At 71.6% G+C, this 12,102-nt stretch carries 11 protein-coding genes; 10 read left to right on the top strand and 1 reads right to left on the bottom strand.

What is annotated here, in order from left to right; genetic code table 11:
• Positions 1-120: 120 nt before the first annotated feature.
• Entirely contained in the window at positions 121-2,304 is a 2,184-nt protein-coding gene (locus tag ACWIFB_RS02255) for a RecQ family ATP-dependent DNA helicase (protein WP_454057141.1), read from the bottom strand.
• 129 nt (positions 2,305-2,433) lie between these two features.
• Between ACWIFB_RS02255 and ACWIFB_RS02250 the strand changes: the two genes are divergently transcribed.
• The 10 genes from ACWIFB_RS02250 to ACWIFB_RS02205 all read left to right on the top strand — a co-directional run bounded on the left by ACWIFB_RS02250 (position 2,434) and on the right by ACWIFB_RS02205 (position 12,100).
• Positions 2,434-3,045 carry a class I SAM-dependent DNA methyltransferase gene (locus ACWIFB_RS02250; protein WP_454057140.1) on the top strand — a complete coding sequence of 204 codons (612 nt, stop codon included), beginning with the start codon at positions 2,434-2,436 and terminating at the stop codon, positions 3,043-3,045.
• Between the two features lie 83 nt (positions 3,046-3,128).
• Positions 3,129-4,418, top strand: a complete 1,290-nt coding sequence (locus ACWIFB_RS02245) for a DUF222 domain-containing protein (RefSeq protein ID WP_454057139.1) — start codon at positions 3,129-3,131, stop codon at positions 4,416-4,418.
• 53 nt (positions 4,419-4,471) lie between these two features.
• Positions 4,472-5,776, top strand: a complete 1,305-nt coding sequence (locus tag ACWIFB_RS02240; protein WP_454057138.1) for a glutamate-5-semialdehyde dehydrogenase — start codon at positions 4,472-4,474, stop codon at positions 5,774-5,776.
• A 66-nt stretch (positions 5,777-5,842) separates the two neighbouring features.
• Complete coding sequence (locus tag ACWIFB_RS02235; RefSeq protein WP_230929578.1) at positions 5,843-6,724, top strand: AAA family ATPase; 882 nt, start codon at positions 5,843-5,845, stop codon at positions 6,722-6,724.
• Between the two features lie 35 nt (positions 6,725-6,759).
• Complete coding sequence (locus tag ACWIFB_RS02230; RefSeq protein WP_452099386.1) at positions 6,760-8,205, top strand: vWA domain-containing protein; 1,446 nt, start codon at positions 6,760-6,762, stop codon at positions 8,203-8,205.
• Positions 8,206-8,265: 60 nt separating this feature from the next.
• Positions 8,266-8,982 carry a nicotinate-nucleotide adenylyltransferase gene (gene nadD / locus ACWIFB_RS02225; RefSeq protein ID WP_230929576.1) on the top strand — a complete coding sequence of 239 codons (717 nt, stop codon included), beginning with the start codon at positions 8,266-8,268 and terminating at the stop codon, positions 8,980-8,982.
• The gene (gene rsfS / locus ACWIFB_RS02220) at positions 8,979-9,428 is read left to right on the top strand and encodes a ribosome silencing factor (protein WP_230929575.1); all 450 of its coding nucleotides are present in this window, start codon (positions 8,979-8,981) and stop codon (positions 9,426-9,428) included. The genes nadD and rsfS overlap by 4 nt, the downstream gene beginning before the upstream one ends.
• Before the next feature lie 6 nt (positions 9,429-9,434).
• Entirely contained in the window at positions 9,435-10,133 is a 699-nt protein-coding gene (locus ACWIFB_RS02215; protein ID WP_452099387.1) for a histidine phosphatase family protein, read from the top strand.
• On the top strand, positions 10,130-10,960 hold the full coding sequence (locus ACWIFB_RS02210) for a DegV family protein (protein WP_452099388.1): 831 nt from the start codon (positions 10,130-10,132) through the stop codon (positions 10,958-10,960). Before ACWIFB_RS02215 ends, ACWIFB_RS02210 begins: the two co-directional genes overlap by 4 nt.
• A gap of 51 nt (positions 10,961-11,011) precedes the next feature.
• On the top strand, positions 11,012-12,100 hold the full coding sequence (locus ACWIFB_RS02205) for a helix-hairpin-helix domain-containing protein (protein WP_454057137.1): 1,089 nt from the start codon (positions 11,012-11,014) through the stop codon (positions 12,098-12,100).
• Positions 12,101-12,102: the final 2 nt, after the last annotated feature.

Raw genomic sequence — 12,102 nt, 5'->3', positions numbered from 1 at the left:
CAACACCCCCCGGACCATTGATGGCAGGGCAAGAAAGCCATGCCCACTCAAGCGACCAGACCTCCGACCACCGGAGGTTCAATAACGGTAACGGGCGGCACCACGCCACCGTCGGCCGGATCAGCTCTCCGAAGCCACAGCCAGCGGCAATACCGCGGACGCGCCCGTCTCGCGCAGGTGCCGCGCCGCCTCGGTGACGGTCCAGCCGGTTCCCAAGACGTCCGTGACCAGCAGGACTGGCCCGTCGTCGGCTGTGCCGCCAGCCGCATCGTCGGTGGTCGCCGGCCCGGCGAGCGTGCCCCAGAGCTGGGCCACCCGGTAGGCCGAGTTCTGGGCGGTCACCGGCGGCAGTGCCTCGTCGCGGGTGAGCTCGCCGAGGTAGGTCATCCGCCCCATCTGCGACAGCGCGCGGGCCAGGCTCGACACGAATAGAGGATGCTCGCCGGTGCGGAGGGCGACGACGCCGGTGGGCCGCTCAGCCCAGCCCCACTCGCGCAGCACCGGAACGCAGGCCCGGACGAGCCATTCCGGGGCGTCCTGATCCGCCTCGGCGAGCAGCGCCCGCAGCTTCTGACCGAGCCCGAGATCGGTCAATCGCGCGAGCGCACGGCCCTCGGCGGGCCCGTCAGCGATCTTGCCCTTGAGCGGGATGTCGAGCTTCGCCAGCCCTGTGGGCCACTGGCGTCGCGGTGGGAGCACCACGCCGGGACGTTCGAGCGCCTCCCGTGCCCGGGTCAGCGCGGCCTCCTCGACGGTGGTCTCGCGTCGCTGCCCGGTGCAGTTGTCGCAGCGTCCGCACCCACCGGCGGCCGGGTCGAGCGTGGGATCGTCGAGTTCAGCGCGCAGGTAGTCCATGCGGCAGCCGGCAGTGCGGATGTACTCCAGCATCGCCAGCTGCTCGGACCGCCGTGCCTCCGCCAGGCCCGCGTATCGCTCGGCGTCGTACTCCCACGGCTGTCCGGTGGCCACCCAGCCACCGCGTACCCGCCGGACCGCGCCGTCCACGTCGAGAACCTTGAGCACCATCTCCAGGCGTGTCCGGCCCAGGTCCACGGCCGGTTCGAGGGCCTGCGTGGACTGCGGCCGATCCGGCGCGAGCGCGTCGAGCACCCGTCGCACGACGTCCTCGGGCGGGAACGCCAGTGAAGCGAAGTGGTTCCAGATCGCGCGGTCCTCCGGTCCAGGAATGAGCACCACGTCGGCGCGGTCCGCAGCGCGGCCGGCACGGCCGATCTGCTGGTAGTAGGAGATCGGCGACGGCGGCGCGCCCAGATGCACCACGAAGCCCAGGTCCGGTTTGTCGAAGCCCATCCCCAGCGCGGAGGTGGCCACGAGCGCCTTGACCTCGTTGTCCAACAACGCGCGCTCCAATTCTTCGCGTTCGCCCGCATCGGTGCGTCCGGTGTACGCGCTCACCCGGTGTCCGGCGGAGGTGAGGAGCTCGGCCATATCCTGGGCCGCCGCGACGGTCAGGCAGTAGATGATCCCGCTGCCCTGCAGCGTCTCGAGGTTCTCCACCAGCCAGGCGGCCCGCTTCTCCGAGTCGTCGATCGAGACCACAGAGAGGTGCAGCGACTCGCGGTCGAGGCCGCCGCGGAGCACCAGGGTGTCCGGGTGGCCCGCCGAACCCGTGGCCCCCGGCGTGCCCACGCCCAGCTGCTGGGCGACATCCCGCACCACCCGGTCGTTGGCCGTGGCGGTGGTGGCCAGCACGGGCACGCCCTCGGGGAGGTCGGCCAGCAGTGTCCGGATTCGCCGGTAGTCGGGCCGGAAATCGTGACCCCAATCCGACACGCAGTGCGCCTCGTCGACCACCACGAGTCCCGCATCGGCGGCCAGCGCCGGCAGGACGGTGTCCCGGAAGTCCGGGTTGTTGAGCCGCTCGGGGCTCACGAGCAGCACATCCACCTCGCCGGCCCGCACCGACGCCCGGACCTCGTCCCACTCGGTCATGTTGGCCGAGTTGATGGTGGCCGCCCGCACCCCGGCCCGTGCCGCGGACTCGACCTGGTTACGCATCAACGCCAGCAGCGGCGAGACGATCACCGTCGGACCGGAGCCCAGCTCTCGCAGCAGGCGTGCCGCGATGAAGTACACGGCCGACTTGCCCCAGCCGGTGCGCTGCACGACCAATGCACGACGCCGATCCGCGACCAGCGCCTCGATGGCCGTCCACTGGTCCTCGCGCAGCGTCGCGCCCGGGCCGGCGAGGGCGGACAGCAGCTCGTCCGCCCGGGATCGCAGGGCCGCGCGGTCGGGGGCGGTGGTGCTGACGGAAGCGGGGGTGGAGGTCATGACGCCCATCGTGCCCCAGACCTCCGACAGTGCCGGGCCGGTGTGCGGACGGCGTTGTCGTCGTCGCCCCGTGTTCCTCGTCCGGCCGCGCTCACCCACGCGAGCGCGCCGCACCGTTTGCGGGTCCATACTGGCGACATGACACAGACCTGGAAGAACATCGTGGCCGCCAACCCCCAGCACTCGCGCAACTACGCGCAGCGTTGGGACGACATGGTCGCCGAGGGCGTGGACATCGACGGTGAGGCGCGGCTCGTCGACGCCATGGCCCCGCGCGGCGCCCGGATCCTCGACGTGGGGTGCGGGCAGGGTCGGATGGGCATCTATCTGCACGCGCGTGGCCACCAGGTCTCGGGGGTGGACCTGGATCCGTACCTCATCGAGAGGGCGCGCGAGGCCTGTCCGGAGGCGACGTGGGAGGTCGCCGATCTCGCCGACGACGGCTGGGCGGCCGGACCGTTCGACCTGGCGGTCTCGGCGGGCAATGTGCTGGCGTTCGTCGACCCTGCCGACCGACCCGCGGTGCTGGCCAACCTCGCCGCGCGGATCGCGCCGGCGGGCGAGGGCGCGGCGGGACGGCTCGTCGTGGGGTTCGGCCTGGACCGCGGTTGGACCCGCGAGGAGTTCGATGCCGAGGCCGAGCGCGCGGGCCTGCGGGTGGAGCAGCGGTGGTCGACGTGGGATCTGCGGCCCTTCACCGCCGACAGTGGGTTCATGGTGGCCGTCCTGGTGCGCTCAGCGGCAGCGTAAGCGCAGGTAGGGTAGCTAAGTAGGTTATCTGATCGATATCGCGTGTTCGAACGGACGTTCGGTCGTGGCGGTAGCATGGGGTCATGATCGAGGACCTGGTGGGGGCGACGACGACGAGCGTGTGCGAGCTCTCAACCGTGTGCTGGGCCGAGGTGGACGCCTCCGAGCTCCCCGGGGTGCTGCGGCGACTCGAGGAACTCTCCCGCCGGCTTGATGCCATCAATGCCGCAGGGGCGGCAGAGGCGGCGGCCCGGGCCCAACGCGAAGGGAGGTCGGTCTCGTCAACGGCGACCGGTCTCGGCAAGGAGCTCGGACTGACGGCCGGGCAGTGCAGGTCTCGGATCGAGGCGGGGCGTCGCGAGGGTTCCCCGGCCATGGCCTCGCACCGGCGGGGCCGGATCACCGCGGGGCAGGAACGCGCGATCGGTGAGGCGGTCGCCGAGCTGCCAGAGGGCACCCCGGACGAGGCTCGCCGCGACTTCTCGCGGCACCTCACCGCATTGGCGGAGGCCGGGGCGAGCGTGCGTGCGCTCACCGCGGCAGCGGCGCGAGAGCTGGCGACAGCCGACCCGGGCCGACTCGACAGGCTCGAAGAGCAGCAGCAGAAGCGCCGCGAACTGCGTGCACACCGGGCCGGCCTCGACGGGCTCGCCACCGTGGGGATCACGTGCGAGCCCCGGCTGCAGGCTCTCCTCGCCGCGGTGATCGCCCGCTTCGGCGCGCCGGGCCAGTGCGTCTCTGCGCCGGATGACCCGGCTGCGGGTGAGGCGGCCGACCCCGACGAGATCGCGCAGGCGGACACGCGCACCAGCGGGCAGCGGGCCTACGACGCGCTGTGTCACGTGCTCTCGCTGGGGCTGGCCGTCGAGCCCGGAGCGACCCGCGGCGTGGCCGCCATCGTCGTCCGGCTGACCCCCGAGCAGCTCGACTCCGTGGAATCCGGCGAGCAGGGCGGGCTGGTCGAGACCGATGGCGGTACCCAGCTCAGCGCGGCGCAGGCGGTCTCCCTCGCCGGCCGCCGTTCCTGGTTCCTGTCGGCGCTGCGTGACGGGCGCGAGGAGCTGCGGCGGATCGACATCGACCGGGGCCGAGACCGGCGGCTGGCCAGCGCGATACAACGGCTCGTTCTCTACGCGGCCCACGGCGGGTGCACTCACCCCGGATGCGAACGGCCCGCGGCCAGCTGTCAGGCGCACCACGTCGTGGAATGGTCCGAGGGCGGCCCCACGACCCTGCCCAACCTGGCGCTGGTGTGTCCGATCCATCACGGGTGGATCGGCGTCGGCCCCGACTCGTGGCGGACGGTGCCTGATCCGGCCCGGCCGGGCCGACCGCTCTGGATCCCGCCCGGCACACCCGCGAGGGCGGCGTGAGCGGTCGAGCGGCGCCCGCTGCCGCGCCATATTCCATAGGTAAGCTGGGGCGCATGACCTCCAGCCATCTCGACGCCCCCGTACGTACCGACCTCGCCGACGCCGGGCAGGCCGCCGCGGACCCGGTGCGCGAGGCCGTGCTCGATGCCGCCCGCCGGGCCCGTGCCGCGTCGCGCGAGCTGGCGCTGCTCACCGCGGACCGGAAGAACGCGCTGTTGCTCGCGTCCGCGGACGCGCTGGTCGCCGCCGAGGCGCGGATCCTGGAGGCCAATGCCCGCGACATCGCCGAGCAGGCCGCGGAAGGTACCGGCGAGGCCATGCTCGACCGGCTCCGCCTGACGCCCGAACGGATCGAGGGCATCGCCGGCGGACTCCGCCAGGTCGCGGGGCTGGCCGACCCGATCGGCGCAGTCATCCGCGGTTCGGTCCGCCCCAACGGGCTGCAGCTGCGGCAGATCCGGGTCCCGCTCGGCGTGGTCGGCATGATCTACGAGGGGCGACCCAACGTCACCGTGGACGCGTTCGGGCTGGCGTTCAAGTCCGGAAACGCCGCACTGCTGCGTGGATCCCGGTCGGCGCGCAACTCCAACGAGGCGCTCGTCGAGGTACTGCGTGGCGTGCTCGCCGAGCACGACCTGCCCGTCGATGCGGCACAGCTGCTGCCGTCGGAGGACCGCTCGTCCGTCACCCACCTCATCCAGGCCCGGGGACTCGTGGATGTGGTGATCCCCCGCGGCGGCGCCGGACTGATCCAGGCCGTGGTGGAGAACGCGAAGGTACCGGCGATCGAGACCGGCACCGGGAACTGCCACCTCTACATCCATGGTGACGCTGATCTCGACGAGGCGATCGAGCTGCTTCTCAACGGCAAGACCCGCCGCTGCAGCGTGTGCAATGCCACGGAGACGGTGCTGCTCGACTCGGCGCTGGGGGAGGCCGCCGTGGATCGCGTCGTGGGGGCGCTACAAGCCGCCGGCGTGGTCGTCCACGGAGACCGCGAGGGCCTGATCCCCGCCGATGACGTGGACTGGGGCGAGGAGTACCTCAGCATGGACATCGCGCTGAAGGTCGTCGCCGGGGTCGAGGAGGCCATCGAGCACATCGCGCGCTGGTCCTCGGGGCACACCGAGGCCGTCGCCACCCGCAGCATCGACGTGGCCGAGGACTTCTGCGCCCGGGTCGACGCCGCCGCCGTCATGGTCAACGCCTCCACCGCCTGGACCGACGGCGAGATGTTCGGCTTCGGCGCCGAGATCGGCATCTCCACCCAGAAACTGCACGCCCGCGGACCCATGGGACTCGAGGAGCTCACGAGCACCAAGTGGATCGCCCACGGCAAGGGGCACGTGCGCCCGTAGCGAGCGCACCGCCCGGGCCGACAGCCGGCCCGCCATCGACGACCCCCGACCGGAAGGATCCACCATATGGACCGCGCCCGTACCGCCCAGCGACCGGCGTTCCAGAGCATCGACCACGTGATCGAGGCGCTGGGACAGCAGGGCTACCTCGCCGACCGTTCCACCGCGACGGTCGTCTACCTGGCCGACCGGCTGGGCAAGCCGCTGCTGATCGAGGGGCCGGCGGGCGTCGGCAAGACCGAGCTGGCCAAGGCCGTCGCCGCGGCCACCGAGGCCGAACTCATCCGCCTGCAGTGCTACGAGGGTGTCGACGAGGCCCGCGCGCTGTACGAGTGGAACCACGCCAAGCAGATCCTGCGGATCCAGGCAGGGCAGGGCGAGGGTTGGGACTCCACCCGCGACGACGTGTTCTCCGAGGAGTTCCTGCTCTCGCGACCGCTGCTCACCGCCATCCGGCGCAGCGAGCCCACCGTGCTGCTCGTCGACGAGGTGGACAAGGCCGACATCGAGATCGAGGGCCTGCTTCTCGAGGTGCTCAGCGACTTCGCCGTGACGATCCCCGAACTGGGGACCATCGAGGCGACCCGGCGCCCGTTCGCCGTGCTGACCTCGAACGCGGCCCGCGAGCTGTCCGAGGCGCTCAAGCGGCGCTGCCTCTACCTGCATCTCGACTTCCCGACGCCCGAGCTCGAGCGCAAGATCCTCGCCTCCCGCGTCCCCGAGTTGGACGACCGGCTGGCCGAGCAGCTCGTCCGTGTGGTGGGCGTGCTGCGAGCCATGGCGCTCAAGAAGGTGCCGAGCGTGTCCGAGACCATCGACTGGGGACGCACCCTCGTGGCGTTGGGTCTGGACACCATCGACGACGAGGTGGTCCTGCAGACCCTCGGCGTGGTCCTCAAGCATCAGTCCGACCAGCTGCGGGCGGCCGCCGAGCTGCGGCTCAACTAGTCCGGGCACGACACGCCGATCGGGAGGTGGGCACCATGAGCGAGGCGTCGAGCATCCAGAAGTCACCGGGTGGGATGTCCGGGCACCTCGTCGACTTCGTCGACGCGCTGCGACGCAAGGGGATCCCCGTCGGCCCGAGTGAGGCAGTGGACGCGGCGTCGGCGATGGTGCACATCGACCTGCTCGACCGTGCCGCCCTGCGTGAGGCGCTCGCGTCGACGATCCTGCACAAGCCGACCCACCGCGGCGTGTTCGACCAGCTCTTCGACCTGTGGTTCCCCGCCGCGATCGGTGGCAGGTCCCCGGGGGACGCGGTGACGCTGGAGGTGGAGATCCCGACCGATGAGGACGGCCGGGTCGACCCAGAGGCGCTCAACGAGCTCATCGCCTCACTGCTGCTCGAGGACACCGACGAGTCCCGGGCGAAGGCCCGGGCACTGGCCGAGCTCCTCGTGGAGCAGCTCGGTTCCTACGATTCGGCGGGCGGCCAACGCTTCTCCGCGTACCAGGCGCTCAGCCCGCTCGACACCAGCGCGATCATGCAGAAGGTCCTCGACGGACTTCTCGGCGCGGACCCCTTCGACCCGGACGGGGCCAAGCGACACGCCGAGAAGTCCGCCGCCGCCAACTCCGCTGCGGACATGGTGCGCGGCTTCCTCCGCGAGGTCGCCGACGAGACCCGCCGCCGTACAGCGGAGACGGTTGGTCGCGACCGGGTTGCCCAGTACGCGGTCGGGCAGGCCGCCGAGCAGGTCGATTTCCTTCGGGCGAACGATCAGGACCTCCAGGTGCTGCGACGCAAGGTCGGACCGCTGGCGCGGCAGCTCGGTAGCCGGCTCGCCGCCCGGCGCCGCCGCCACCGGCACGGGGCGATCGACATGCGCAAGACCATGCGCAGATCGATGTCCACCGGGGGCGTTCCCGTCGAACTGGTGCTGCGCAAACCCCGGCCGGCCCGCCCCGAGCTCGTGGTGCTGTGTGATGTCTCCGGCTCGGTGGCCGGCTTCAGCCACTTCACCCTGCAGCTGGTGCACTCGCTGCGGGAGCAGTTCTCGCGCGTGCGGGTGTTCGCCTTCGTCGATACCACCGACGAGGTCACGTCGTTCTTCGAGACCGGATCCGACCTGGGGTCGGCGATGGCCCGCATGGTCCGCGAGGCCGAGATCGTCACCTACGACGGACACTCCGACTACGGGCATGCGCTGTCCGGCTTCGCCGACCGCTACGCCCACACCCTCACCAGAACCGGCTCGCTGCTGATCCTGGGGGACGGGCGGAACAACTACCGGGACCCGTCCGTGACATCGCTCGAGTTCGTCAGTGAGCGCGTCGGGCACACCCACTGGCTCAACCCGGAACCGAAGCGCCAATGGGGGACGGGCGACTCGGCGGCCAGGCTCTACTCCCAGTACGTACCGATGCACGAGTGCCGCAACGTGGAACAGCTCACGGCGGTCGTCGCGGGCCTGTTGCCGGTGTGACGGGTGAAGGCGGTGCGGGTGGCGACCGGGTGTGAGACCCGCCCGATAGACTCGACCACCATGACCACGACCGGGGCCGCCTCAGGCGCACGTCGCCGCATCGGAGTGATGGGCGGGACGTTCGATCCGATCCACCACGGGCACCTCGTGGCGGCCAGCGAGGTGGCCCACCGTTTCGATCTCGACGACGTGGTGTTCGTGCCCACCGGCGAGCCGTGGCAGAAGGACACCCGGCGGGTCTCGCCGGCAGAGGACCGCTATCTGATGACGGTCATCGCCACCGCCTCCAATCCGCGTTTCTCGGTCAGTCGCGTCGATATCGAGCGTGACGGGCCCACCTACACACTCGACACGCTCAAGGACCTGCTGCGCCAGCAGCCGGACATCGACCTGTACTTCATCACCGGCGCCGACGCGCTGGAGAAGATCCTCACGTGGCACGGATGGGAGGAGATGTTCGGACTGGCGAGCTTCGTCGGCGTGTCCCGCCCCGGATTCGAACTGTCCGACACGCATCTCGCCCAGATCGACGACGGCCGGGTCCACCTGCTGGAGATCCCGGCACTGGCGATCTCCTCGACCGAATGCCGCCGCCGCGCGGCCGCCGGTGCGCCCGTCTGGTACCTCGTTCCGGACGGGGTCGTGCAGTACATCGCCAAACGCAACCTGTATCGGCCGGAGGGCTCGACCCGCCTCGACGGCACCCCCGCAGTGACGGCCCCGGTACACCGGGAGCCCGTCCCCATCGACCCCCACCATGAGGAGATCCCCCAGTGACCGCAAGCCCCGAGGCCTTGGACATGGCCGCCATCGCGGCCCGTGCCGCAGACGACAAGCTGGCGACCGACATCGTCGTCCTCGACGTCTCCGGCCAACTCGTCATCACCGACGCCTTCGTCCTGGCGTCCGCGGAGACCGAACGTCAGGTCAACGCGGTCGTCGAGGAGATCGAGGACAAGCTCCGCGAGGCCGGCCACAAGCCGCTGCGTCGTGAGGGCACCCGCGAGGGGCGGTGGGCACTGCTGGACTACAACGAGCTGGTGGTGCACGTCCAGCACGTCGACGAGCGCGACTACTACTCGCTGGACCGCCTGTGGAAGGACTGCCCCGTCGTGGAGATCGAGGGCGTGCAGACCAGCACCCGCCCGGCCGGCGCCGGCTCGTCCGGTGCCGCCGAGGACGCGCTGGCACCGGAGGAGCCGCGGCGAGATCAGGAGCTCTGACCCGCGGTGACTCGTCGTCTCATTCTCCTGCGGCACGGACAGACGCATTACAACGCGTCGTTCCGCATGCAGGGCCAGCTGGACACCGAACTCAGCGAACTTGGTGTCCGGCAGGCGCACGCGGTCGGCCGGGTTCTCGCCCCGCGCCGCCCGTGGACCATCCTCTCCTCGGACCTGCGACGCGCCCGCGACACCGCGGCGGCGCTGGCCACCGAGGTGGGACTGGACGTGCACACCGACCCGCGGCTGCGCGAGACGAACCTGGGGACGTGGCAGGGAATGAGTCATTCCGAGGTCGACGAGCAGTGGCCTGATGCGCGACTGCGGTGGCGCAGCAGCCCGCGGTGGTCGCCACCTGAGGGAGAGAGCCGGATCGACGTCGCGCGTCGGACCCGCGCGGTCGTCGACGAGATGGTCCAACAGCAGCCGGAGTGGAGCGAGCGCCCCGCGGTGATCGTCGCCCACGGCGGTGCCATCGCGGCGATGACCGCCGCGCTGCTGGAGCTTCCGGTGGAGCAGTACCCGATGTTCAACGGACTGGGCAACACCTGCTGGGTGCAACTCTCCGCGCACCGTCGACCCGAGGAATCCGACGGACCGTCCGCCGACCTCGACGTTCCCCCCGGAACCGACACGGCCCGCGGCCTGCTGTGGCGACTGGACCAGTGGAATGCGGGCGTCACCCCACCGGTGGGTGCCCCGTGACCATCCGTCTCGTCACCGACTCCGCCTCCGACCTGCCCGAGAGCTGGGTGCGCGCGTTCGACATCACCGTCGTACCCCTGCACGTCGTCGAGGAGGAGGAGCGCGCCGTGTCCACGGCGGCGGTGAGCCCCGACGAGCTGGCCACCATCTACGAGCGGCTGCTGGCCGACCCGGAGTGCACAGGGGTGGTCTCGGTGCACCTGTCCCGGGAGCTGTCGCGCACGTGGGAGTCCGCGGTCGACGCGGCCACCAGGTTCGGCGGCCGCGTCCTGGTGTCGGACTCCCGGTGCGCCGGCATGGCGTTCGGTGCGGCTGTGGCCCAGTGCGCGTGGGCTGCCCGGAACGGGCTCGGACTGTCCGGCGTATACGAGCTCGCCGAGCGCCTCAGCCGGGGCGCGTCGACCTTCGCAGCGTTGGAGTCACTCGAACATCTGCGCCGGGGCGGCCGGATCAGCGCGGTCGCCGCGATCTTCGGTAGTGCACTGGCGATGCGCCCGGTGATCGTGCTGCGCAAGGGCTCGGTCGACCTCGCGGCCAAGGCCCGGACCACCTCCAAGGCGCATCAGCGGCTTCGGACGCTTCTGCGTGACGAGGTCGACCGCGGTGACGTCCTGGTGGTGGTCCATCACCACCAGGCCGGGGATCGGGCCGAGGAGATGGCCACCGAGATCCGCAAGGAGACCCAGTTCCCGGAGCGCGTGTTGATCGTCGAGTTTGACGAGGTGCTGGCCTGGCATCTCGGGCCCGGAACAGTGGGAGTGTCCGTCACGGACCTCGAGGACCCGGAATTCCCCATCCCCTCGCCCTCTCCACAGGCCACCGACTGATCGCCCCGCCACGGCCGGAAGCGCGGCCCACCCCGGTCTAGCGTCGGCGCCATGCGATCCGACAACCGGGCACGGCCCGCCACCCCGGTCGATTCCGTCGCCCCCGCCGACGCGGGACGGGACCCGACGAGAGCGGCGGCCCTGCAGCGCCTGGCCGGCGCCCTGCAGCCGGCCGCGGATACGGTTGCCGCGTCGGACGCGAGGCCGATGCCGGATCACGTCGCGAGCCCTGCGCCGACCGAGCAGTTCCCCGCTGTCGCCCCGCCGCCCGATCTGTCGGCCGCGACCCCTCTCGCACCGTGGGCGACGCCCGGGCCCGACGGTGATCGCCCCGAGCGAGTCCCGCCCGCCGAACCGGACCTGTCCTCGTGGGCGGACCCGCCGTGGTGGCGCCGCATCCGCTGGGCGCCCGACCGCCTGGCCGGAATCGCACTGGTGGTGCTCGTGGTGGGACTCGGGGCGTTCTCGGTCCACCGTCTGCTGTCCACCGTGCCCGAGGCCGCTCCGGTGCCGCAGCTCCCACTGGCGACACCGGGCGTCACGGTCGGTGCCGACGACACGGCATCGCCGACCGAGCCGGGAGCATCCTCCGCGCCGGGGAGCGGAACGTCGTCCACGGTGCCCGCCGCACCGGAGGCAGGAGACGGCATCGTCGTCGTCGCGGTGGTCGGAATGGTCGGACGCAGTGGACTGGTCACCCTCCCGGCGGGGTCGCGCGTCGCCGACGCGCTGGACCACGCCGGCGGGGTGCTGGACGGCGGTGACAGAGACGGTCTCAACCTGGCGCGGAAGGTCGTCGACGGCGAGCAGATCCTCGTCGGCGTGGCACCCGGGCCGGACGGGCCGCGGGGCCCGCGAAGCGACATCGTGGGCCCGGGCTCCGAGACCCCGCAGGCGGGAGGGGCGCCGCCGGCCGGGGAGGCGGGCGGTCAGGCATCGGGTGCCCCGGGGCCGGTCAACCTCAACACCGCCGACGCCGCCGCACTCGACGAGCTTCCGGGAGTCGGGCCGGTGACGGCGTCCGCGATCCTGTCCTGGCGCACCGCGAATGGGTCGTTCGCGAGCGTCGACCAGTTGGCGGAGGTGGACGGCATAGGCCCGGCCACGTTGGCCAAGCTCCGACCGCTCGTGACGGTCTGACC

Source organism: Dietzia sp. NPDC055340 (genome assembly GCF_053645335.1).
Note: the sequence above shows the minus strand (reverse complement) of the source record. Positions and strands in the feature narration are given on the sequence as shown.

What these genes read in the sequence shown, in the direction of transcription:
- ACWIFB_RS02250 (WP_454057140.1), top strand. Translation starts at nt 2,434, where the DNA reads ATGACACAGACCTGGAAGAACATCGTGGCCGCCAACCCCCAGCACTCG.
- ACWIFB_RS02205 (WP_454057137.1), top strand. Translation starts at nt 11,012, where the DNA reads ATGCGATCCGACAACCGGGCACGGCCCGCCACCCCGGTCGATTCCGTC.
- ACWIFB_RS02240 (WP_454057138.1), top strand. Translation starts at nt 4,472, where the DNA reads ATGACCTCCAGCCATCTCGACGCCCCCGTACGTACCGACCTCGCCGAC.
- ACWIFB_RS02235 (WP_230929578.1), top strand. Translation starts at nt 5,843, where the DNA reads ATGGACCGCGCCCGTACCGCCCAGCGACCGGCGTTCCAGAGCATCGAC.
- nadD (WP_230929576.1), top strand. Translation starts at nt 8,266, where the DNA reads ATGACCACGACCGGGGCCGCCTCAGGCGCACGTCGCCGCATCGGAGTG.
- ACWIFB_RS02230 (WP_452099386.1), top strand. Translation starts at nt 6,760, where the DNA reads ATGAGCGAGGCGTCGAGCATCCAGAAGTCACCGGGTGGGATGTCCGGG.
- ACWIFB_RS02255 (WP_454057141.1), bottom strand. Translation starts at nt 2,304, where the DNA reads ATGGGCGTCATGACCTCCACCCCCGCTTCCGTCAGCACCACCGCCCCC.
- ACWIFB_RS02245 (WP_454057139.1), top strand. Translation starts at nt 3,129, where the DNA reads ATGATCGAGGACCTGGTGGGGGCGACGACGACGAGCGTGTGCGAGCTC.